Here is a 21,526-nt window from a genome sequence, read left to right on the forward strand (position 1 = left end):
AGTTCAGATCACTGCCTCGATCAGGAACGGCCCCTTCCGGGACAACGCGCCCTGGAACAGCTTGGTGAACTCCTCGGTGGTGGTCGCGCGGCCTGCTTCGACGCCCATGCCGCGCGCCATCGAGACCCAGTCGAGCGCCGGCTCGTCGAGATTGAGCATCAGCTTGGCGTTGCGGCCGAAATCATTGACGCCGACGGCGCGCATCTCGCCATGCAGGATCTGGTAGGTCCGGTTGGCGAAGACCACCGTGACGACGTCGAGATTCTCGCGCGCCTGCGTCCACAGGCCCTGAACCGTGTACATGCCAGAGCCATCAGCCTGCATGCCGATGACCTTGCGGTCCGGGCAGGCCACCGCTGCGCCGATCGCGAGCGGAATGCCCTCGCCAATCGCTCCGCCGGTGAGTTGGATATAGTCGTGCTGCGGGGCGTTGTGGCACTGCTGGTAGAAGACCCGGCCCGATGACACCGACTCGTCGCAGATGATGCTGTTCTCGGGCAGCAACGTCGCCACGATCGTGCAGACCTTGTCGGCGTCGAGTGCGCCGGTCGGCTGGGCAGCAGCCTCCTTGCGAGGCTCCGCGACATAGAGCGGTTGGCTCTGGCGCGCGCCGAGTTCATCGGCCAGCGCCTCGATCGCGAGCGGCAGGTCGTCACCGATCTCGGCCAGCGTCACCACCGCGCAGCTGTCCTGGATCAGGCGGCCCGGCTTGCCCGGATAGGCAAAGAAGCCGACCGGCACCTTGGCGCCGACCAGAACCAGCAGGTCGATATCCTTGAGCGCTTCAAGCGCGATATCGACCGGGTAGGGCACTTTCGGCAGGGCAACACGGCCGACGCCGCGCTCGATGCGGCCATTCGACATCTGGCCGAAGACGCGCGCGCCGGTGACGGCGCAGATCCGCGCTGCCATCGCCATCGGGCCTTCGCGCAAAGCCATGTTGGTCATCATCAGGGCGGCGCGCTTGCCGTGCTTGCGCAGGGCGGCTGCAGCCTCCTTCACGGCCGTCATATCGACCGATTTCAGCTTCGGCACGGCGACCGGCGCAAGCTTGGCCGGCTCGACGCTGCCCCAGGCGCAATCGGCCGGAAGGATCACGGTGGTTACGCCGGGCAGCGACATGGCAGCGGCATAGGATTCGCCGATCGCCGGGCCGACATCCTCGGGCGTCGTGATCCGACGGACGAAATGCGACATCGGCTGGGCCAGGCTTTCGATATCGCTGGTCAGTGGGGCGTCATGGACGAGGTGATAGGTCGCGTGATCGCCGACCACGTTGATCATCGGCGTCCAGGCCCGCCTTGCATTGTGCATGTTGGCAAGGGCGTTCGCCATGCCGGGGCCGCAATGCAGCAGCGTCGCCGCCGGCTTGTCGGCCATGCGGGCATAGCCGTCGGCCGCGCCCGTCACCACGCCCTCGAACAGGCCCAGCACGCAGCGCATCTCCGGCTTGCGGTCGAGCGCCGCGACGAAATGCATTTCGGAGGTGCCGGGATTGGCAAAGCAGACATCCACGTCATTGACGAGAAGCGTGTCGCAAAGGCGGTCGGCGCCGTTCATTCTGGAAGACCTCATGGGAGAAGCGCGGCGCGCAGGACCGTGCGAAGGGAACGGAACCCTCGCCCGGTGTCAAACAAGAGAAATTTATCAGCTTCGTTCAGGAAACTGATCGCCGCCTTGACGGTTTTGCATATGCATTTAACCTGCTTTGGAACGAAGGTTGCATCCCGCGTCGGATGAGGCGATGGGCTAGGGCCTCGCGGGCGCGAAAGATATCAACCAGGGGAAGGGTTTCGTCATGACAGGTTTGAAGCGTATCGGAGCTGCGGCCGGACTTGGCCTCGCGGTGCTGCTGGCGGCAACGGGCGCGCAGGCGCAGACCAAGGTTTCGATTGGCATTTCCGGCTGGACCGGCTTCGCGCCGCTGGTGCTGGCCAAGGAGGCAGGCATCTTCGCCAAGAACGGCCTCGACGTGACGATCAAGAAGATCCCGCAGAAGGACCGTCATCTCGCCATTGCCTCGGGTGACATCCAGTGCGCCGCCACGACCGTCGAGACCTGGATCGTCTGGGATGCCGCTGGGATCAAGACCAAGCAGCTCTTCCAGCTCGACAAGAGCTACGGCGCAGACGGCATGGCGGTGCGCAGCGCGACCGGCTCGATCAAGGATCTGAAGGGCAAGACGGTTGCGGCCTCCGCACCCGGCACATCGCCCTATTTCGCGCTTGCCTGGTTCCTCAAGGAGAACGGCATGTCGGTGAAGGACGTGACCGTGGTCAATATGGAGCCCGGTCCGGCGGCCCAGGCCTTCATCGCCGGCCAGAATGATGCGGCTATGACCTATGAGCCCTATCTCTCTGCCGTGCGCGACAAGCCGGATGCCGGCAAGATCATCGCGACCACGCTCGATTATCCGATGGTGATGGACACCTTCGGCTGCACGCCGGCCTTCATCGCGGGCAACGAGGCTGCCGTGAAGGGGCTGACCAAGAGCTATTTCGAGGCGCTCGAACTGATCAAGGCCGACCAGGCCAAGGCCTATGGCATCATGGGCGCCGACGTGAAGCAGTCCGGCGAGCAGTTCGGCAAGTCGGCCGGCTTCCTGCGCTGGTCGGATGCCGAGGGCAACAAGAAGTTCTTCTCCGGGGAGTGGCAGGCTTTCACCACCAAGGCGGCCGACCTGTTGCTCGAGATTGGCCTGATCAAGTCGAAGCCCGACATCACCACACTGGTCGATACGCGCTTCGTCGCGGGCGGTGCGATGTGACGATCCTGCCCGACGTGCTTGCGCCACGTCTGGGAATCGTCTTCTGCGGCACTCAGGCCGGGCGCGCCTCAGCCTTGCGGCGCGCCTATTATGCCGGCCCGGGAAACAAGTTCTGGCGGGTGCTACACGCCGTCGGACTTCTTCCCCGGCAATTCCGGCCTGAGGAGTTTCCGCATTTGCTCGACTATGGATTTGGTCTCACCGATGTCGCGAAAGCGACCTCCGGGCCGGATGCTGCGCTCGTTCGTGCTCATTTCGATGTTGAAGGGTTTCTGATGAAGATGCGTGCGACGGCTCCGGCCTTCATCGCCTTCAACGGCAAGCGGGCGGCCGAGGCCGTGCTGGGGCAATCGAGCGCTGCCATCGGCTATGGCCGCCAGCCGGTTGACGTCGCGGGTTGCGCGGCTTTCGTGCTGCCCTCGACCTCGGGCGCGGCCTCGGGCTTCTGGTCGCTCGAACCCTGGCAGGAACTGGCCACGGCCTGGCGTTCGCGGGCGATTTGACGATGAAGCCGCTTCAGCCCGTTTCCGTCCCGTCCCGCGTCGCGCTGGGGCTCGGCTTCTTCGTACTCTTCGTTGCGCTCTGGTCGGTCGCGACCTTCGGCGGCTATGTCCAGCGCCTCTTCCTGGCCGATCCGCTGACCATGGTCGGCGAGGGCTACAAGCTGCTCGTCGAATACGGCTTCGCGTTCGATATTGGCATGACGATCTGGCGTGTCCTCGGTGGCTTCATCCTGGCGGTCATCGTCGCGCTGCCGCTCGGCATCCTGATGGGCGCCTACAAGCCGATCGAGGCTTTCTTCGAGCCCTTCGTCTCCTTCGCGCGCTACCTGCCGGCCTCGGCCTTCATCCCGCTGCTCATCCTCTGGGCCGGCATCGGTGAGACGCAGAAGCTGCTCGTCATCTTCATCGGCTCGGTCTTCCAGATCATTCTGATGATCGCCGTCGCGGTGGGCTCGATCCGGCGTGATCTCGTCGATGCCGCCTACACGCTGGGCGCCAGCGACCAGTCCGTGGTGATGCGCGTGCTGCTGCCCAATGCAGCGCCCGAGATTGCCGAGATCCTGCGCATGGTGCTGGGCTGGGCCTGGACCTATGTGATCGTCGCCGAGCTGATCGGCTCTTCCTCCGGCATCGGCCACATGATCACCGACAGCCAGGCTCTGCTGAACACCGGGCAGATCATCTTCGGCATCATCGTCATCGGCCTGATCGGGCTGATCTCGGATTTCCTGTTCAAGGCGGTCAATCAGCGCCTGTTCCCCTGGGCCGCGAAATGAGCAAGCTCATCGTCGACAATGTCGGAAAGACCTTCCCTGCGCGTCTTGGCGGGCAGGCGACCCGGGCGCTGATGCCCACCTCCCTCAGCGTCTCCGACAACGACTTCATCACCATTCTCGGCCCGTCCGGCTGCGGCAAGTCGACCTTGCTGCGCATGATCGGCGGGCTGGAGACGCCGACGGAAGGGCGCATCCTGCTCGATGGCGAGCCGGTGACCGGGCCCGGGGCGGACCGTGGCTTCGTCTTTCAGAGCTACACGCTCTTCCCCTGGCTGACCGTGGCGCAGAACATCGCCTTTGGCCTGCGCGAGAAGGGCGTGCCGGAGGCCGAGCGGCTGCGGATCGCCGCCGACTGGGCCGGACGCATTGGTCTCAAGGGCTTCGAGAACCACTTCCCCAAGCAGCTTTCGGGCGGCATGCAGCAGCGCACCGCGATCGCGCGCGCCCTCGCCAATGATCCAAAGATCCTCTTGCTGGACGAGCCCTTCGGCGCGCTCGACAACCAGACCCGCGCCCTGATGCAGGAGATGCTGCTCGGCATCTGGGAGCGCGAGCAGAAGACCGTGCTCTTCGTCACTCATGACGTCGAGGAGGCGATCTTCATGGCCTCGCGCGTCGTGGTGATCAGCGCCCGCCCGGGACGGGTCAAGGCCGATATCCCGGTCGACCTCCCGCATCCGCGTCCCTACACGATCAAGACGAGCCCGGAATTCGTCGTGCTCAAGGAGCGGCTGGTCGAGGAGATCCGGGCAGAGGTGATGGCGAGCGCGGCTTAGCCCGCGCCATGACGTCGCGAACCCCCGTTGTGGGGCGCCCTCGCACCGTCAGGAGCGTGCAGAGCCTGCAACTTTGAGCTTCCGTGGATCCCCTTCAGGCAGGATTTCGGGCTGCTTGAAGGTCACGCCGTTCGGCGTCGGGATCGGCGTCTGTGTCACCACATATTGCGGCTGGCCTTTGAAGCCCGGATCTCCGGGGGGAGGCGTCAGGAGCTGGAGTCGCAGCAGCATCGCAGCGTCCTCATGGGTGGCGTTATGGCAATGGGTCACATAGGCCCCGCCGAATTCCCCGAACCGCACCTGGAACCTGACTTTCCCGGAGGGCCGCAGGCGCCACACATCCTTGCGAACAAGGCGCTCCGTCGCGGGAATGGCGGATCCGCCACGGTCGATGGTGACGCCTTCCTCGAAATGGAGGTGGATCGGGTGATCCCAGCCGCCGCCGCCGTTCGCGATAGTCCAGTGCTCCACCTCTCCCGGCTTGGGGACCAGAAGGGAGATGCGGTTGGCGTTGAGCGAGTGCGCCGCCTGGCCGTTGACTTTGATGGTCCAGGGAAAGGAATCGGCATTGGCACAATCGGGGATGCATTGCCCGTCTGATGCATTGCGAGAATCCCCACCCCCTGACCGGCCGAACTCAAGGGTCCGCTCGCGGACGGGCGCCACGATCGGGATTTGGCTGGTCAAGGTCTTGGCTCCGGACCGCCACTCGGGATCGGTGAAATTGGCGCTGCGATCCTTATCGAGCGGATTGCTGGCATTGTAGATCTTGCCGGGATTGTCGACGCTTTGCAGCGAATTAACGACCCGGAACTCAAGGAGGGGGCCGACACAAGGATCGTCACTGCCGCCCTTGAACGCCCTGTCGATCGAGACCGCGCCGTCGGGTCGACGCCCGTCGGTCTGCTGCAACAGGTTCACCAGATCAATGCTGTCGCCTGGCGCAAAGGCGGCAAAATCGACAACGATGTCATAGCGCTCCGCGACGCCCTGCTCATCCAGCTCGGTCAGGGCGATCGGACTGACGACGAGGTTCCCATCATTGGCGATGAAGTAGATCGGAACTTTGGTGGCTTGCGAAAAGCGAGCACTCTTGTTGACGCCGAGGGCCAGTTTGACGAAGCGCGCAACGGAGACGTTCAGGAGACGGAAACGGTAGCGTCGCGGCAGCACCTCGAAATACGGATAATAGGTGCCGTTGACCAACAGGATGTCACCCAGGAAACCATCCGTGTCGAAGATGTCGAACCGCAGCTGCCCATTGGCGTCGAAGGCCGGGTTCGTGATCGCGAGGTTGATGTCGAAATCGACATTGCCCCAGGTGAGCTGCGAGCCGCTTGGCAGCCGCAGGTTGATGCCGTCATCGAGATCCTCGCGGCCTCGATCCGGCCCGCTATAGATGTTGAAGACCGCGAACATGCCCTTGTAGATATTCGCAGCCGTGAAGAAAAAGCGGTGATCGTGGAACCAGAGGCTGCCCTGGATTTCCCGGAAGTCCCCGGGGACCTGGACAAGTCCGTCACCGTCATCGGGGCCTGAGCTCTTGCGCGCGTAATCGCGGTCGCCCGTCGGCCAGACGCTCGGCAAATCGCGCCGCGCCATGGCCATGGCCCAGTGGTAATCGTAGAACGTCCCGGGAAAATTGAAGGCGTTGCACGCGCCGTCGCTCTCGGCGCCGTTATGGGCGTTGTGGAGATGGACCGAACTCTCGTTCCGTCCGAAGCCGCCGTTGGCCGCCCGGTCCACCGGCAGATCATTGTAGATCCGGGTCAGGATCGGCTCGCCATAGCGCGCCTTGATCAGAACGGGTCTCCCGATCCCCGTAGGCAGGCCCGAAACACGGCCCGGCTGTCCGGGCTGCCGTGGACCAAAGGACCATACGGAGTTCGCGCCCTGCTCCGGCAGCCCCTGGCCGAACGTGGCGCCCGGACGGACCTGCCCAAGCGACAGGAGATAGCCCTGCTTCGGGTAGAGTTCATCCCAGCGCTGATGCGCGAAGAACTCGCCGGGCGGCCGCCCTTCCATAGGCCCGACCCCGGTCACCGGATTGCGGAAGGTCACGCCCCCGGAGTTGCTGAAGTCGGTATGGTAGGAAAGGTTCCTGGCGGCCAGTTCCGTGCCGCCCCCACCCGTCTGCCAGGCCGCATCCCCGTTCGGCAGGCGAAGAAGCGGGATGGGCCTCTGGAGTTCGGCCCGCGGCATCGGCGTCTGGAATTTGATTGCACCGAAAGTTGGGCTGCGCGGCAGGCTGTCGGCATAGGCGCTGCCGACGAAGCGGCCGAGCCCGTGCCTTGTGATCAGAAGCCCGCCGGTCGTGAAATATCCCCAGCGCAGCAGGTCGCGTTTGGTGATTTGCCCGGAGGCGAGAGCTTTGTCGAACTCGAGCCGGTCTTCCAGAGCGCGCTCGGCTTCCTTCAATCGGATGCCAGTGGTCTCGCGCCGAAGATACATGCCTGCCTCCCCGCATTCGAAGGGCTGAACAGCGGAACACGCTCCACCACAATTATACCGATCGATCCGAACCCCGTGGAGAGACGAAGGTCGGACAAATCGGCAAACCAAGGTCTGCGACCTTGGTCGCACTCAGCCATGTCGAGCCATCACACTCGGATGTCCTTCAAGACCGCGCTGCTGGTACGGCTGTGGCGGCGGGCAGGACGCTCACTGGGCGGAAGGCAACTGCATGCGACTGCGCATTGACATCTCCGTGCGTAAGGTGGTTCCCTCTCCATAATTGGCCTGACCACATGGCCAAATTGACCTCGGTACAGCCGGGGCAGGGGATGGACCGGGGAGTGACACGTGCCGCTCGAAGCCGTCGAGTCGCCGCGCCTTTATCGTCAGATCGCCGATCAGCTGCGTCATCTCATTGACCGGCAGGAGTTCCCCGTCGGCGCACGCCTGCCACCTGAGCGGGAACTCGCCGAAAAGCTCGGCGTCTCCCGTCCTTCAGTGCGCGAGGCCTTGATCGCGCTCGAGGTCGAGGGGCGGGTGCGTATCCGGATGGGCTCCGGCGTCTACGTGATCGATCCGCCACGTCCGGTTCCCAGCGCCATCCTTGTCTCCGATGATGCGCCCGAGGGGCCTTTCGAGGTTCTGAAGGCGCGCGAGCTGGTGGAGAGCGCGATCTGCGCCGAGGCGGGAGGGCAGGCAACGGGCGAGGATCTCGCGCGCCTCGATGAAATCCTGCGCGGAATGGGGGCTCCCGGATTGCCGAGCGACGAACTCGTCGCGCTCGATCGCGCCTTCCATGTCGCTATCGCGGGGATCCTGGGGAACTCCGTTCTGGCCCGCTTTGTCGGCACGTTGTTCGACCAGCGCATCAATCCATATTTCCAGCAACTCGCGAGCTATTTCGAGAGCGAAACGTCCTGGCGCGCCGCCGTCGCCGAGCATCGGGTCATCCGTGATGCGCTGGCCGCTGGATCGGGAGAGGCGGCCAGCACGGCGATGCGCCGGCACCTGCGCTGCTCGCAGGAGCGTTTCTCGCAGAGTTTCGGCGAAGGGGGTTCAAGCGGGCAGGAGAGCGTCAACTCCTGCCAGGCCAGCAAGAACTGACGCCAGGCAACGATCTTCAAGTCCAAACGATCTTCGAGTCCATGGGAGGACACCTGATGAAGAGCTATCTGACACTGGCTGCAGCCTTTGCCGCGGGCCTCGTTCTTGCCGGGGCGCCGGCCCAGGCCCAGACCAAGCTGAAATGGGCGCATGTCTACGAGACGTCCGAGCCGTTCCACACCGAGTCGGTCTGGGCTGCGGACGAGATCAAAAAGCGCACCAACGGCAAATATGAGATCACGGTCTACCCGGCCTCGCAGCTCGGCAAGGAAACCGACATCAACCAGGGCCTGACGCTGGGCACTGTCGACATGATCATCTCGGGCTCGAGCTTCGCGGCCCGCGCCTATCCGCCGATCGGCGTGACCTATTATCCCTTCATCTTCCGCGGCCCGGACCACCTCCTCGCCTATGTGAAGAGCGACGTCTTCAAGGAGATGGCGAAGGGCTATCAGGAGAAGAGCGGGCACCAGATCCTGGCCGTCACCTATTACGGCACGCGCCACACCACCGCGAACAAGCCGATCAAGACCTGCGCGGATATGAAGGGGCTGAAGATCCGCGTGCCGGACGTGCCGGCCTATCTCGCCATGCCACGCGCCTGCGGCGCCAACACGACGCCGATCGCCTTCGCCGAGGTCTATCTCGCGCTCCAGAACGGTACGGTCGAGGCGCAGGAGAATCCGCTCAACACGATCGAGGCGAAGAAATTCTACGAGGTGCAGAAGCATATCGTCCTGACCGGACATATCGTCGACCACCTCAACACGGTCGTCTCCAAGCAGCTCTGGGACAAGCTCTCGCCCGAAGACCGCAAGATCTTCACCGACGTCGCGCAGGAGGCTGCCGAGCGTGCGACCAAGAAGATCCAGTCCGACGAGGTCAAGCTCGTGCAGGTCTTCAAGGACAAGGGCCTGTCGGTCAGCGAGATCGACAAGGCCGACTTCCTCGCCGCCGTCCAGAAGAATGTCAGCTTCGAGCAGTTCGGCTACCGCAAGGCCGACTGGGAGCGCATCCAAGCGATCAAGTGATCTGATCCGTCGCATCGGGCCGGTCTTTGACCGGCCCTTTCTTGTCCTCACGCCGAGCCGAGGCCGTCGATGTCGAGCGAGACCCCGCAGGAGATCCATACCCCCGTCACCAGCGAGGAAATCGCGCATGTCTTCGACGAGGCGCCACCGCCTGCGGATCTGAGCGGCTATGGCGTCGAGGACTGGGTGACGCTCGCCGCCTTCTGGCTGATGGTCGGCTGCGTCGTGCTGCAGTTCTTCACGCGCTACGTCCTGAACGATTCCTACGCCTGGACCGAAGAGATCGCCATCTATGCGCTCATCGTCGTGGTCTTCCTCGGCGCCTCGATGTGCGTGCGGGCCTCGCGCCATATCCAGGTCGATTTCATCTACCGCTACCTGTCACCCGGCGCGGGGCGGATCCTGTCGACGGGCGTCGATATGCTGCGGATCGCCTTCTTCGGCTACGCCACCTGGCTCATGTACAAATATGCATCGCTCATCCCCGATGAGATGATGACGACGATCCAGTTCCCGAAGTCGATCGTCTTCAATGCTGTCGTCATTGCCTTCGCGCTGATGACGCTGCGCGCGATCCAGGTCGCCTGGCAGAACGCACGCCGCGGCTATTCGGTGCTGGAACGCCCTTCGGCTTTCGACGGCTCGGAGGCCTGAGGCATGCTGATCCTGCTCGGAACCTTCCTCGGCCTGATGATCCTTGGCGTGCCGGTGGCCATCGCGATGGCCGTCGCCTCGCTCGCCTTCATCGTCATTTCCGGCACTGTGCCCGACGTCATCATGGCGCAGCGGATGATCGCCGGCGTCGAGAGTTTCCCGCTGCTGGCAGTGCCGTTCTTCATCCTTGCCGGCAATCTGATGAACATCGCCGGCGTCACCGGCCGCATCTATGCCTTCGCGGTCGCGCTTGTCGGCTGGATGCGCGGCGGCCTCGCCCAGGTCAACATCATCGGCTCGGTGATCTTTTCGGGCATGTCGGGCACAGCGATCGCGGATGCCGCGGGCATCGGCACGATCGAGATCAAGGCCATGAAGGACCATGGCTATCCCATGGATGTTGCCGTGGGCGTGACGGCGGCCTCGGCGACGCTCGGGCCGATCATTCCGCCTTCCTTGCCCTTCGTCATCTACGGCATGATGTCGAACACCTCGATCGGTGCGCTCTTCCTGGGCGGCGTGATTCCCGGCGTGGTGATGACGCTGTTCATGATGGGTACGGTCGCGGTTTTTGCCCGCATGCGGGGCTGGGGTGCCGACGCCAAATTCTCGCTGCGCCAGATCGGCTCGGCCGGGGTCGAGGTTCTGGTCGTGCTTGGCTTCCCCGTCCTGGCCTATCTGCTCGTCTGGGCAGGCCTGTCGGAGAATGTCGCGATCGGGCTCGCGCTCGTCGCCCTGCTGGCGCTCGATTATTACTTCGATTTCTCGGCAGTGATGGCGCTGATGACGCCGGTCATCCTGATCGGTGGCATGACGCTGGGCTGGTTCACGCCGACGGAGGCTGCGGCTGCGGCGGTGATCTGGTCGCTCTTCCTCGGCCTCGTCCGCTATCGCTCGATGACGCTGCGCACGCTGACCAAGGCGACCTTCGACACGATCGAGACCACCGCCTCCGTCCTCTTCATCGTCACGGCCGCCTCGATCTTCGCCTGGCTGCTGACGGTCTCGAACACGGCGCAGATCCTGTCCGACCTGATCCTCGGGCTGACGCAGAACAAATGGGTCTTCCTGATCCTGGTGAATCTGCTGCTGCTTTTCATCGGCTGCTTCCTCGACACCATTGCGGCAATCACCATCGTGGTACCGATCCTGCTGCCGATCGCCCTCAAGCTCGGCGTCGACCCGATCCATTTCGGGTTGATCATGACGCTGAACCTGATGATCGGTTTGTTGCATCCGCCGCTCGGCATGGTGCTCTTCGTGCTCTCTCGCGTGGCGAAGCTCTCAGTCGAGCAGACCACCATGGCGATCCTGCCCTGGCTGGTGCCGCTCTTCCTCGCACTCTTCGCCATCACCTTCATTCCCGAGTTGACGCTATGGCTGCCGCGGACGATGGGGATGTTGCGGTAATCTTCAGCGGTGGAGCCAAGGCTCCGCCGCCATGCACCAAAGTCGGGCCCCGGTTGCACTCCCAGGTTGAGGGTGTTGCACTGTAGGGGCTCAATTGCCATTTTTTCGGCGAAGGGGAGTTCACTGACGGAGTGACGTCCTTGCGCGCGCTCATTGAATCGATGTTGTCCCGGCTGGTGGGAAAATCCCGGCTCGATATCGTCTTCGCCGATGGGTCCCAACGCTCTGTCGGCGCCGGAAGTCATCCAGGGCTGACGATGCGGATTCTCGACAGGCCGACCGAGGTGAAACTCGCGCTCAATCCCGAACTTGCCCTTGGCGAGGCGGTGATGGACGGGCGTGTCGTCGTCGAGCGTGGCAGCCTCTATGACCTTCTAGACATGCTGATCGCCGGAGCGTCACGGCAGGAGTTGACTGCCTGGACGCGGCCGCTCACGCGCTTTCGCACAGCGATCAGGCGCGTTACCCAGAACAACAATCCGGCCTGGGCGAGACGCAACGTCGCACATCACTATGACTTGAGGACCGAGTTCTTCCGGCTCTTCCTCGATGAGGACCTGCAGTATTCGTGTGCCTACTTCCCGAGCCCCGATATCTCGCTCGCGGAGGCGCAGGCGGCCAAGAAGCACCATATCATTGCCAAGCTCGCGATCGAGCCGGGCCATCGCGTCCTCGATATCGGATCGGGCTGGGGGGGGCTGGGCCTGAGCATTGCACGCGAGACCGGTGCCTCGGTGAAGGGCATCACCCTCTCGAGGGAGCAGCTCGCGGTCGCGCAGGAGCGTGCGGCTGCCGAGGAACTGCCAGTCGATTTCCAGTTCCAGGATTACCGGACGCTCGCGGAACCCTTCGACCGCATCGTCTCGGTCGGCATGTTCGAGCATGTCGGCGTGGGCTATTACCGCACCTATTTTCGCAAGGTGGCGGAACTGCTCACAGCGAACGGCGCCGCACTCATCCATACGATCGGCCGCACCACGCCGCCGGGGGCGACGAATCCCTTCATCGCCAAATACATCTTCCCCGGGGGCTACATTCCGGCCTTGTCGGAAATCACCGCGGCAGTTGAGCGCGAGGGCCTGATCATCACCGATGTCGAGGTGCTGCGTCTGCACTATGCCGAGACGCTGAAGGCCTGGCGCGAGCGCTTCCTTGCCCGGCGCAAGGAGGCGGTCGCCATGTATGACGAGCGCTTCGCACGGATGTGGGAGTTCTATCTTGCCGCATCCGAAGCGAGTTTCCGCCATGACGATCTCGTCGTCTTCCAGCTCCAGCTTGCCAAGCGGCTTGACACCTTGCCGATGACGCGCGGCTACATGGAGGCATGAACGCAGCGTCGGCCGCGCGTCAGATTTGCGGAGCGGCCGACAGCGTGATCGCGAAGATCTCGCCGCCTTCGTGAGGGTTCGTCAGGACGACGCCCTCGACCGATTCCAGCAGGGCACTGTCGCCGGTGGCGAGCGTTTCCCGGTGATCCTGCGACGCAATCATCCAGCCATCTGAGCGGGCAACGAGCACCAGGAGCGTTCCGGCCATCTCGAGCCGGATCGGGCCGGTGCCGCTGAAGCGCGTCACCTCGTGCAGCCAGCGACCGCGCCGGGTCATCACGTTGAGGTCGTCGATCGGCCCGTCCACCAATCGCCCCTCGACGGGTCTGTCGGCGGCGAACGGATAGGGCTCGGTGGACAGCTCGAGGCGCACGCTCTCACCGTCGCCGAAGGCCAGGACGATTCCCCGGCCCGTCAGCACCGACAAGGTCCTGTCGATGCCGGGAAAGACGGAGAAGGGGCCGTCCGTCCCGACATGGGCCATGGAAATCCGCCAGTCGAAGCCGTCCAATGAGGCGCCGGGCGGATGCGCTGCGATCTCCGTCGTGGTGCCCCCGCCGTTCTTCCACGGCATGGTGCGGCACGCGCTGGCGCGGATAATGCGCATGATCAACCGAGAATGCCCGGCAGCTTCAGGCCCTTCGCCTTGGCGCAGTCGATCGCGATCTCATAGCCGGCATCGGCATGACGCATCACGCCGGTCGCCGGGTCGTTCCACAGCACGCGCTCCAACCGCTTGGCCGCCTCCGGAGTACCGTCGGCGACGATGACGACGCCGGAATGCTGGGAATAGCCCATGCCGACGCCGCCACCATGGTGGAGCGAGACCCAGGTCGCGCCGCCTGCGGTGTTGAGCAGGGCATTCAGGAGGGGCCAGTCGGAGACGGCGTCCGAACCGTCCTTCATCGCTTCGGTCTCGCGGTTCGGCGAAGCGACCGAGCCGGAATCGAGATGGTCGCGGCCGATCACCACCGGGGCCTTCAATTCGCCCTTGGCCACCATCTCGTTGAAGGCGAGGCCGAGCCGGTGCCGGTCGCCGAGGCCGACCCAGCAGATCCGTGCCGGCAGGCCCTGGAACTTGATGCGCTCGCGCGCCATGTCGAGCCAGTTATGCAGGTGGTGATCGTCCGGCATCAACTCCTTCACGCGCTGGTCCGTGCGATAGATATCCTCCGGATCGCCCGAGAGCGCAGCCCAGCGGAACGGCCCGACGCCACGGCAGAACAGGGGGCGGATATAGGCCGGGACGAAGCCGGGGAAATCGAAGGCGTTGTCGACGCCCATGTCCTTCGCCATCTGGCGAATATTATTGCCGTAATCCAGCGTCGGCACGCCCATCTGCTGGAAATCCAGCATGGCGCGGACATGCACGGCCATGGATTTCTTGGCCGCCTCGATCGTGCCGGCAGGATCGCGCTCCTTGCGCTCCTCCCACTGCTCGAGCGTCCAACCGGCCGGCAGATAGCCGTTCAGGGGGTCATGGGCCGAGGTCTGGTCGGTGACGACATCCGGGCGGATGCCGCGCCTGACCATATCGGGGAAGACCTCCGCCGCATTGCCGAGCACGCCGACCGACACGGCCTTGCCTGCAGCATGGGCGCGCTTGATGATCTCCAACGCCTCGTCGACGCTGTCGGCCTTCTCGTCGAGATAGCCGGTACGCAGCCGGAACTCGATGCTGGAGGGCTTGCACTCGATGGCGATCATCGAGGCCCCGGCCATCGTCGCGGCGAGCGGCTGGGCTCCGCCCATGCCGCCGAGGCCGCCGGTCAGGATCCACTTGCCCTTGAGGCTGCCGCCATAATGCTGGCGGCCGACCTCGACAAAGGTCTCGTATGTGCCCTGAACGATGCCCTGCGTGCCGATATAGATCCAGGAACCGGCGGTCATCTGGCCGTACATCATCAGCCCGGCCTTATCGAGCTCGTGGAAATGCTCCCAGTTCGCGTAGGCCGGCACGAGGTTCGAATTGGCGATCAGCACACGCGGTGCATCCGCATGGGTGCGGAACACTCCGACTGGCTTGCCGGACTGTACCAACAGCGTCTCGTCGGCTTCGAGCGAGCGCAGTGCGCCGACGATCCGGTCGAAATCCTCCCAGGTCCGGGCGGCGCGGCCGATGCCGCCATAGACCACGAGCTCGCCCGGCTTCTCGGCGACATCGGGGTCGAGATTGTTCATCAGCATGCGCAGCGGCGCTTCGGTCAGCCAGCTCTTGGCGGTGAGCTGGCTGCCCCTGGGGCTGCGGATGACGCGGCTGTTGTCGATGCGGGTCATGAATGGCTCCGTTCAAACCGTGATCGGGAAATGCGGAATGCGCCTTTCCGTCGGTTCAGGGTCAGGGTTTCAGCTTTCCCGCCGCATCGAGCGCGGCTTCGATGATGGCGGAGAGGGCGGTTTGCAGCCTGGCAGCCTTGGGCGTGTCGAAGCTCCAGGGTGGCGTCTCCTCGGTGAGATAGCCGCTCAGCGAGATTTCCATCTGGATCGCGTGCACATTCCGCTCCGGCCGGCCGTAATGCCGGGTGATCCAGCCGCCCTTGAAGCGGCCATTGCTGACATGGCTGAAGCCCGAGCCGGCAAGCGCGGCATCGGCCGCGTGCTGGACTGCCGGCGCGCAGCTCGCACCGGAATTGGTGCCGAGATTGAGCATCGGCAATGTGCCCGGAAACAGGCGCGGAATGACGGATTTGATGGAGTGGCAGTCCCAGAGCAGGCAGAAGCCATGTGCGGCCTTGGCCCGTTCGATCTCGGCTGCGAGTGCGTCGTGATAGGGCTGGAAATAGCCGGCGCGACGGCGCGTGATCTCAGTCGCGTCGGGGGCCTTTGCCCAGATCGGCTCGCCATCGAAGGTCGTGGTCGGCACAAGTTCCGTCGTCGCCTGTCCGGGGTAGAGCGACGCCCCGGACGGATCGCGGTTGAGGTCGATGACATAGCGCGACAGCCCGGCCTCGACGATCGTCGGTGCGAAGCGCCCGGCGAACGCATAGAGCTGGCGCATATGCCAGTCGGTGTCCGGCACGGAACGACCCGTCTCATTCAACGCCGCCTTCACCTCCTCCGGCAAGCCGGTGCCGGGATGCGGCATCGACAGGACCAGCGGACCGGCGCCCCGCGTGATGCTGACGATCTCAGAAGGGTTCACGCTGGTCACGCCGAGAACTCCGCGAAGCTGTCGAGCCCGGCGGCATCGCTGATCGCGCCGCTGAGCACCAGCTCGGTCGCCGCCGCGAGGTCGGGAGCAAGGTAGCGGTCCGCATCGAGCGGCGCGATACGCTCTCGGACCAGGGCCAGCACCGGCTCCAGCCGCGGGCTCGTCTTCATCGGGCGATGATGCTCGATCGCTTCCGCCGCCGCCATCAACTCGACGCCGATGATGCTGGCTGCGTTCCGGGCCATGTCGAGCAGGCGATAGGCGCCATGCGTCGCCATCGAGACATGGTCTTCCTGGTTGGCCGAGGTCGGGATGGTGTCGACCGAGGCGGGATAGGCCTTCTGCTTGTTCTCCGATGCCAGCGCAGCCGCCGTGACCTGCGCAATCATGAAGCCGGAGTTCAGTCCGGCATCGCGGGCCAGGAAGGGAGGCAGGCCGCTCATCACGGGGTCGACCAGCAGGGCCATGCGCCGCTCGGACAGGTTGCCGATCTCGCACAGCCCCATGGCGAGGATGTCGGCGGCGAAGGCGACCGGTTCGGCATGGAAGTTGCCGCCCGAGACGATTTCGCCCGGGCCCAGCACCAGCGGGTTGTCGGTGACCGCATTGGCCTCGATGGCAAGCGTCGCGGCCGCATTGGCGAGGAGGTCGCGCACGGCCCCCATCACCTGCGGCTGGCAGCGCAGCGAGTAAGGGTCCTGGACCTTGGAATCGCCGAAGCGATGGCTGTCTCGGATTTCGCTCTTTGCGATCAGCGCGAGCAATGTTTGCGCGACCCGGATCTGGCCGGGCTGGCCGCGCAGCGCCTGGATGCGCGGGTCGAACGGCGTGTCGGAGCCCTTCAGCGCATCAACGGAGAGCGCGCCAGTGACCAGCGCGGCATCGAACACGCGAGCGATGTCGCTGAGCGCCGTCAGCGCGATCGCGGTCGAGACCTGCGTCCCATTGATCAGCGCAAGACCTTCCTTGGCCCCAAGTTCGAGGGGCTTCTGGCCGATCCGGGCCAAGGCATCCGCTGCGGGAAGCGTCTCGCCCTTCAGCCTGATCTCGCCGACACCCATGAGCGCCGCGGTGAGATGGGCAAGCGGCGCAAGATCGCCGGACGCACCGACCGAGCCCTTGGCGGGGACGACCGGGAGCGCGTCGGCTGCGAGCGCGCCGACCAGGGCCTCGACAACGACGGGGCGTACACCGGAGGCCCCGCGTGCCAGGCTCGCGGCCTTCATGGCGAGGATCAGGCGCACGATCCGGTCCGGCAGGGCAGGGCCGGTGCCGACGGCATGGGAGAGGATCAGGTTGCGCTGGAGGGTTGCCAGGTCGGCATCGGCGATGCGCACGCTGGCAAGCTTGCCGAAGCCGGTATTGACGCCATAGGTCACGGTTCCGGCGGCGACGATGTCGTCGACGATTGCTTGCGCAGCGGCGATCGATGCGGCGCTTGCGCCATCGAGCTTGGCTGCGGCGCCGTCAATCACGGCGCGCCATTGCTTCAGGGCGGCGTCGCCCGGCCTCAGGGAGAATGTTGCGGTCATTGGCCGTTCCAGATGCGGGTGTGAAGCGGGTTGAAGCCGATGCGGTAGGCGAGCTCGGCGGGGCGCTCGATCTCCCAGATGGCGAGGTCGCAGCGCTTGCCGGCCTCGAGCGTGCCGATCTCGTCCTGCAGGCCCAGCGCCTTGGCGGCATGGCGCGTCAGCCCGGTCAGTGCTTCTTCGGGGGTCAGCCGGAAGAGCGTGCAGGCCATGTTGAGGACCAGCAAGGGCGAGGTCAGCGGCGAGGAGCCGGGATTGGCGTCAGTCGCGAGCGCGATCGCGACGCCATGCTTGCGCAGCAGGTCGATCGGCGGCTTCTGTGTCTCTCGCAGGAAGTAGAAGGCGCCCGGCAGGATGACGGCGACCGTTCCGGATTTGGCCATGGCGATCACGCCCGCTTCGTCGAGATATTCGAGGTGGTCGGCCGACAATGCGCCATGCTCGGCCGCCAGTGCCGCACCGCCGAGGTTGGAAAGCTGTTCGGCGTGGATCTTGACCGGCAGCCCCTTGGCCTTGGCTGCGGCAAAGACCCGCGCCGTTTCGTCGGGCGAGAAGGCAATGCCCTCGCAGAACACGTCGACGGCGTCGGCAAGATCCTGCGCGGCCACCGCATCAAGCATCGGCCCGGTGATCTGGTCGACATAGTCGCCCGAGCGGCCGGTGAATTCCGGCGGAACGGCATGGGCGGCGAGGAAGGTGGTGCGGACGGTGACCGGCCGCTCGCGACCGAGCTGCCGCGCGACGACAAGCTGCTTCAGCTCGGACTGCTGTTCGAGCCCGTAGCCCGACTTGATCTCGACGGTCGTGACGCCTTCCGCGACCAGGGCGCTCAGGCGCCGGTCGGCGCTGGCGAAGAGCTCGGCCTCGCTGGCTGCGCGCGTCGCCTTGACGGTGGAGAGGATGCCGCCGCCGGCGCGCGCGATCTCCTCATAGCTTGCGCCCTGCAGCCTGAGTTCGAACTCATGCGCCCGGTCTCCGCCATAGACGAGATGGGTATGGCAATCGATCAAGCCTGGTGTGATCCAGCGTCCGCCGCAGTCGAGCGTTTCCCGCGCGTCCAGGGGTGGTGCCTCGCTGCGCGGGCCGGCAAAGACGATGCGGCCATCGCGGGCCGCAATGACCCCGTCCTCGATTGCGCCGTAAGGCTGGCCGGCGCCAGGCACCATGGTTGCGAGGCGGGCATTCACCCAGACCCTGTCGCAGTGGGAAGGTTCCGCCGCCATGCGCATCCTCTCGACTTCGTTTGCGATCCGACTATGCTAGACAATTGCATATGCAATTAGCAAGTGTCATTTGCATATGCAAATCGAGCGAGGAGCCAGCGTGACACAAAACCCGACCCTGCATCTCGCCCAGGCACTCCTGCCGGAGGGCTTTGCCGACAACGTGACGCTCACCATCGCGGAGGGTGCAATCGCCTCCGTGAGCGTGGGTAAAGCCGCTCCGGCCGGTGCCCTGCACTTGGCCGGGCTGACGCTCCCGGGCATGCCGAACCTCCACAGCCATCTGTTCCAGCGCGGCATGGCGGGCCTGTCCGAGCGGCGCGGCGCCACGGCGGATTCGTTCTGGACCTGGCGCGAGGTGATGTATCGCTTCCTCGACCGGCTTGATCCCGACGACGTCCAGGCGATCGCGGCTCAGGCGATGGTCGAAATGCTGGAAGGCGGCTTCACCGCGCTCGCCGAGTTCCATTATCTGCATCACGACAAGGACGGCCAACCCCATTCCGATATCGCGGCCATGGCGCAGGCCGTTGCGGCGGCCGCCCACGAAACCGGCATGGGCCTGACCCTGCTGCCGGTGCTCTATCGTTTCGGTAATTTCGGCGGTGCGGCACCGAGCCACGGCCAGCGTCGCTTCATCAATAGCCGCGACAGCTTTGCCCGGCTCATGGAGGCGAGCGCAGGGGCGATCGGCGCTCTGCCGGATTCGCGGCTCGGCGTCGCGCCTCATTCGTTGCGCGCCGTCTCGCCTGAGGATCTGGAGTGGCTGCTTGACCTGAGACCTGATGGACCGATCCACATCCATGTTGCCGAGCAGATGCGCGAGATCGAGGACAGCCTGACCATCACCGGGCGTCGCCCGGTCGAATTCCTGACGGACAGCATCGCGTTGGACCGGCGCTGGTGCTTGATCCACGCCACCCATCTGACAGATGCGGAGCGTGATACCATCGCGCGAAGCGGGGCGGTCGCGGGACTATGCCCGATCACCGAGTCGAGCCTTGGCGACGGCATCTTCGATGGCGTGCGTTACCACGCTGCTGGCGGGGCCTTCGGTGTCGGCAGCGATTCCAACATCCAGATCGATGCCGGCGCCGAGCTGCGCCAACTCGAATACTCCCAGCGTCTGCGCGATCGCGGGCGCGCCTTGCTGGCGGAGGCTGAAGCCTCCACGGGTCATGCACTCTGGGCAAAGGCCTGTGCCGGCGGAGCGCAGGCCTGCGGCCGTGCGATAGGAAGCCTCAGCGTCGGGCAGCGTGCCGATTTCGTCTCGCTCGATCTCGATCATCCCGCCTTGGTCGGAAAGCGCGGCGAGGCGGCGCTCGACAGTGCGATTTTCGCTGCCAATGCCTTCCCGCTGCGTGATGTGCTGGTTGGCGGGCGGCAGGTTGTCAGCGAAGGTCGCCATGTCGCGCGCGCAGCCGTGGCGAACCGATTCGCGGCGACGATGCGTCGGCTGCTTGCCTGAGTCCTTGAAGGATCGTCATGTCGGATAACGGGATCGAGGCTGTAAAGCTGGATGGCACGGGCCCGGTCTATGACCAGATCCGCCGCGCCATCCGGGATCTCGTCCTGAACGGGGCCTGGCCTCCGGGAACGGCGGTGCCGCCGGAGCACGCTCTGATGGAGCGGCTCGGCGCTTCGCGCATGACGGTGCATCGCGCCTTGGTGCAGCTGGCGCGCGAAGGGCTTATCACGCGGCGCCGGCGGTCCGGAACCATCGTGGCAAACCCGCCGGCGAGCCACGCCATGCTCGACATCCTGTCGATACCCGATGAGGTGCGGCAGCTCGGGCAGGACTATTCCTTCGAGATTCTATCGCGGCGGGACGGACGGCCATCACCTGAAGTCGCTGCGGGCTTCGAACTGAAGCGCTCGGAGCAGGTGGCCCATCTCGTGACCCTGCATCGGAGCGGCGGGCAACCGCATGTGCTGGAGGAGCGGGTGATCCACCTCGCGACCGTGCCCGCAACTGCGGCCGAACGATTCGAGACGACGCCCCCCGGCGACTGGTTGCTGCAGCACAGTCTCTGGTCGCAGGCCGAGCACGCGATCAGTGCGGTGGCTGCGGGAGAACGGGAGGCGAGTTTGCTGGAAATCGAGCAGGGCGAGCCGTGCCTGCTCGTTGAGCGCCGCACCTGGAATCAGAACCAGCCGGTGACGGCGGTCCGCTTGCTCTATCCTGGCGGGCGCCACCGCTTCGTTGGTCGCTTCGGCCCTTACGGCGCGGTCTAAGCCTTACATGAAAAAGGCCCGCGAGTGCGGGCCTTTCCCATTTTTTCAGCCGCTGGACGGTTCAGCAGGCATAGCGAACGCGGCGACCCCATTCGTCGCGACCGTAGCAGACACGGTCAGGCGTCGTGGCGCTGCCGATGATCGCGCCGCCGGCGCCGCCGATCGCGGCACCTGCAAGCGCGCCACCCGCGCGGCCAGTGGCGAGGCCGCCAACCAGTGCACCCGCACCCGCACCGAGCAGGGCGCCGGTTCCGGTGTTCTGCTCGCGCTGCGTGCAGGCGCCGAGCGAGGCCGCGACCGCGACGAGGATGAGAAGCTTCTTCATTGTCTTGACTCCCAGGATGCAATCGACAGGCCTAATGCACAGTCCGAACCGCTCCGTTCGATATGGAAACGCGCCCGGAAGGATCGAGACACGATCCGTAACGGGCGACGCAACCAACATCGCGCGACATAGCAACCATGACAAAGGATTAATGTTCCATTTATGGCTTCACCATGTGGCGCGGAGACACCCTGGGTTGTCTTCCACAGGGAGTGGAGCGGTTCGGCTTTTGCCTGGAACCTTCCGGATTCCGCGGCGTT

19 protein-coding genes are annotated in these 21,526 nt (G+C 64.9%); 11 read left to right on the forward strand and 8 right to left on the reverse strand.

Annotation, left to right across the window (positions count from 1 at the left end; translation table 11 throughout):
* Positions 1 to 3: 3 nt before the first annotated feature.
* On the reverse strand, positions 4 to 1,560 hold the full coding sequence (locus AB4099_RS22560) for an acetolactate synthase large subunit (protein WP_441479689.1): 1,557 nt from the start codon (positions 1,558 to 1,560) through the stop codon (positions 4 to 6).
* Between the two features lie 238 nt (positions 1,561 to 1,798).
* On the opposite strand from AB4099_RS22560, the gene AB4099_RS22565 reads away from it, so the two are divergent.
* From AB4099_RS22565 to AB4099_RS22580, 4 genes are read left to right on the forward strand one after another with little or no spacing between them, the layout of a single operon-like run.
* Positions 1,799 to 2,767, forward strand: coding sequence for an ABC transporter substrate-binding protein (locus AB4099_RS22565; protein ID WP_441479690.1), 969 nt, complete (start codon positions 1,799 to 1,801; stop codon positions 2,765 to 2,767).
* Positions 2,764 to 3,270, forward strand: a complete 507-nt coding sequence (locus AB4099_RS22570) for a mismatch-specific DNA-glycosylase (RefSeq protein ID WP_441479691.1) — start codon at positions 2,764 to 2,766, stop codon at positions 3,268 to 3,270. Before AB4099_RS22565 ends, AB4099_RS22570 begins: the two co-directional genes overlap by 4 nt.
* A gap of 2 nt (positions 3,271 to 3,272) precedes the next feature.
* Complete coding sequence (locus tag AB4099_RS22575) at positions 3,273 to 4,046, forward strand: ABC transporter permease (RefSeq protein WP_441479692.1); 774 nt, start codon at positions 3,273 to 3,275, stop codon at positions 4,044 to 4,046.
* The gene (locus AB4099_RS22580) at positions 4,043 to 4,822 is read left to right on the forward strand and encodes an ABC transporter ATP-binding protein (RefSeq protein WP_441479693.1); all 780 of its coding nucleotides are present in this window, start codon (positions 4,043 to 4,045) and stop codon (positions 4,820 to 4,822) included. Before AB4099_RS22575 ends, AB4099_RS22580 begins: the two co-directional genes overlap by 4 nt.
* Before the next feature lie 48 nt (positions 4,823 to 4,870).
* Here AB4099_RS22580 and AB4099_RS22585 read toward each other — a convergent pair whose 3' ends face one another.
* The gene (locus tag AB4099_RS22585; protein WP_441479694.1) at positions 4,871 to 7,273 is read right to left on the reverse strand and encodes a multicopper oxidase family protein; all 2,403 of its coding nucleotides are present in this window, start codon (positions 7,271 to 7,273) and stop codon (positions 4,871 to 4,873) included.
* Between the two features lie 351 nt (positions 7,274 to 7,624).
* On the opposite strand from AB4099_RS22585, the gene AB4099_RS22590 reads away from it, so the two are divergent.
* The 5 genes from AB4099_RS22590 to AB4099_RS22610 all read left to right on the forward strand — a co-directional run bounded on the left by AB4099_RS22590 (position 7,625) and on the right by AB4099_RS22610 (position 12,803).
* Positions 7,625 to 8,380, forward strand: coding sequence for a FadR/GntR family transcriptional regulator (locus tag AB4099_RS22590; protein ID WP_113515222.1), 756 nt, complete (start codon positions 7,625 to 7,627; stop codon positions 8,378 to 8,380).
* Positions 8,381 to 8,436: 56 nt separating this feature from the next.
* Complete coding sequence (locus tag AB4099_RS22595; protein WP_113515224.1) at positions 8,437 to 9,411, forward strand: sialic acid TRAP transporter substrate-binding protein SiaP; 975 nt, start codon at positions 8,437 to 8,439, stop codon at positions 9,409 to 9,411.
* A 69-nt stretch (positions 9,412 to 9,480) separates the two neighbouring features.
* The gene (locus AB4099_RS22600; RefSeq protein WP_113515226.1) at positions 9,481 to 10,065 is read left to right on the forward strand and encodes a TRAP transporter small permease; all 585 of its coding nucleotides are present in this window, start codon (positions 9,481 to 9,483) and stop codon (positions 10,063 to 10,065) included.
* A 3-nt stretch (positions 10,066 to 10,068) separates the two neighbouring features.
* Positions 10,069 to 11,475, forward strand: a complete 1,407-nt coding sequence (locus tag AB4099_RS22605) for a TRAP transporter large permease (protein WP_441479695.1) — start codon at positions 10,069 to 10,071, stop codon at positions 11,473 to 11,475.
* A gap of 140 nt (positions 11,476 to 11,615) precedes the next feature.
* A complete protein-coding gene (locus AB4099_RS22610; RefSeq protein WP_113515397.1) occupies positions 11,616 to 12,803 on the forward strand; it encodes a class I SAM-dependent methyltransferase in 1,188 nt (395 codons plus the stop codon).
* Positions 12,804 to 12,822: 19 nt separating this feature from the next.
* On the opposite strand, the gene AB4099_RS22615 is transcribed toward AB4099_RS22610, so the two are convergent.
* The 5 genes from AB4099_RS22615 to hutI all read right to left on the reverse strand — a co-directional run bounded on the left by AB4099_RS22615 (position 12,823) and on the right by hutI (position 18,706).
* Positions 12,823 to 13,410: a HutD/Ves family protein gene (locus AB4099_RS22615; protein ID WP_441479771.1), complete on the reverse strand. Its 588-nt coding sequence runs from the start codon at positions 13,408 to 13,410 to the stop codon at positions 12,823 to 12,825.
* Positions 13,411 to 13,412: 2 nt separating this feature from the next.
* The gene (gene hutU / locus AB4099_RS22620) at positions 13,413 to 15,080 is read right to left on the reverse strand and encodes a urocanate hydratase (RefSeq protein WP_113515232.1); all 1,668 of its coding nucleotides are present in this window, start codon (positions 15,078 to 15,080) and stop codon (positions 13,413 to 13,415) included.
* A 61-nt stretch (positions 15,081 to 15,141) separates the two neighbouring features.
* Positions 15,142 to 15,954, reverse strand: a complete 813-nt coding sequence (hutG, locus tag AB4099_RS22625) for an N-formylglutamate deformylase (protein WP_441479696.1) — start codon at positions 15,952 to 15,954, stop codon at positions 15,142 to 15,144.
* Positions 15,951 to 17,486, reverse strand: a complete 1,536-nt coding sequence (gene hutH / locus AB4099_RS22630; protein WP_441479697.1) for a histidine ammonia-lyase — start codon at positions 17,484 to 17,486, stop codon at positions 15,951 to 15,953. The genes hutG and hutH overlap by 4 nt, the downstream gene beginning before the upstream one ends.
* Positions 17,483 to 18,706 carry an imidazolonepropionase gene (gene hutI / locus AB4099_RS22635; protein ID WP_441479698.1) on the reverse strand — a complete coding sequence of 408 codons (1,224 nt, stop codon included), beginning with the start codon at positions 18,704 to 18,706 and terminating at the stop codon, positions 17,483 to 17,485. Before hutI ends, hutH begins: the two co-directional genes overlap by 4 nt.
* Positions 18,707 to 18,806: 100 nt before the next feature.
* Between hutI and AB4099_RS22640 the strand changes: the two genes are divergently transcribed.
* Both AB4099_RS22640 and AB4099_RS22645 read left to right on the forward strand, forming a co-directional pair.
* On the forward strand, positions 18,807 to 20,174 hold the full coding sequence (locus AB4099_RS22640) for a formimidoylglutamate deiminase (RefSeq protein ID WP_441479699.1): 1,368 nt from the start codon (positions 18,807 to 18,809) through the stop codon (positions 20,172 to 20,174).
* A 17-nt stretch (positions 20,175 to 20,191) separates the two neighbouring features.
* Positions 20,192 to 20,941, forward strand: coding sequence for a UTRA domain-containing protein (locus AB4099_RS22645; protein ID WP_441479700.1), 750 nt, complete (start codon positions 20,192 to 20,194; stop codon positions 20,939 to 20,941).
* 61 nt (positions 20,942 to 21,002) lie between these two features.
* On the opposite strand, the gene AB4099_RS22650 is transcribed toward AB4099_RS22645, so the two are convergent.
* Positions 21,003 to 21,266, reverse strand: coding sequence for a glycine zipper domain-containing protein (locus AB4099_RS22650; protein WP_113515242.1), 264 nt, complete (start codon positions 21,264 to 21,266; stop codon positions 21,003 to 21,005).
* Positions 21,267 to 21,526 lie beyond the last annotated feature (260 nt).

Source organism: Allobosea sp. 2KB_26, from assembly GCF_052115715.1.
Classification (GTDB): domain Bacteria; phylum Pseudomonadota; class Alphaproteobacteria; order Rhizobiales; family Beijerinckiaceae; genus Allobosea.

What these genes read in the sequence shown, in the direction of transcription:
- AB4099_RS22560 (WP_441479689.1), bottom strand. Translation starts at nt 1,560, where the DNA reads ATGAACGGCGCCGACCGCCTTTGCGACACGCTTCTCGTCAATGACGTG.
- AB4099_RS22565 (WP_441479690.1), top strand. Translation starts at nt 1,799, where the DNA reads ATGACAGGTTTGAAGCGTATCGGAGCTGCGGCCGGACTTGGCCTCGCG.
- AB4099_RS22575 (WP_441479692.1), top strand. Translation starts at nt 3,273, where the DNA reads ATGAAGCCGCTTCAGCCCGTTTCCGTCCCGTCCCGCGTCGCGCTGGGG.
- AB4099_RS22580 (WP_441479693.1), top strand. Translation starts at nt 4,043, where the DNA reads ATGAGCAAGCTCATCGTCGACAATGTCGGAAAGACCTTCCCTGCGCGT.
- AB4099_RS22585 (WP_441479694.1), bottom strand. Translation starts at nt 7,273, where the DNA reads ATGTATCTTCGGCGCGAGACCACTGGCATCCGATTGAAGGAAGCCGAG.
- AB4099_RS22595 (WP_113515224.1), top strand. Translation starts at nt 8,437, where the DNA reads ATGAAGAGCTATCTGACACTGGCTGCAGCCTTTGCCGCGGGCCTCGTT.
- AB4099_RS22600 (WP_113515226.1), top strand. Translation starts at nt 9,481, where the DNA reads ATGTCGAGCGAGACCCCGCAGGAGATCCATACCCCCGTCACCAGCGAG.
- AB4099_RS22605 (WP_441479695.1), top strand. Translation starts at nt 10,069, where the DNA reads ATGCTGATCCTGCTCGGAACCTTCCTCGGCCTGATGATCCTTGGCGTG.
- AB4099_RS22615 (WP_441479771.1), bottom strand. Translation starts at nt 13,410, where the DNA reads ATGCGCATTATCCGCGCCAGCGCGTGCCGCACCATGCCGTGGAAGAAC.
- hutU (WP_113515232.1), bottom strand. Translation starts at nt 15,080, where the DNA reads ATGACCCGCATCGACAACAGCCGCGTCATCCGCAGCCCCAGGGGCAGC.
- hutH (WP_441479697.1), bottom strand. Translation starts at nt 17,486, where the DNA reads ATGACCGCAACATTCTCCCTGAGGCCGGGCGACGCCGCCCTGAAGCAA.
- hutI (WP_441479698.1), bottom strand. Translation starts at nt 18,706, where the DNA reads ATGGCGGCGGAACCTTCCCACTGCGACAGGGTCTGGGTGAATGCCCGC.
- AB4099_RS22645 (WP_441479700.1), top strand. Translation starts at nt 20,192, where the DNA reads ATGTCGGATAACGGGATCGAGGCTGTAAAGCTGGATGGCACGGGCCCG.
- AB4099_RS22650 (WP_113515242.1), bottom strand. Translation starts at nt 21,266, where the DNA reads ATGAAGAAGCTTCTCATCCTCGTCGCGGTCGCGGCCTCGCTCGGCGCC.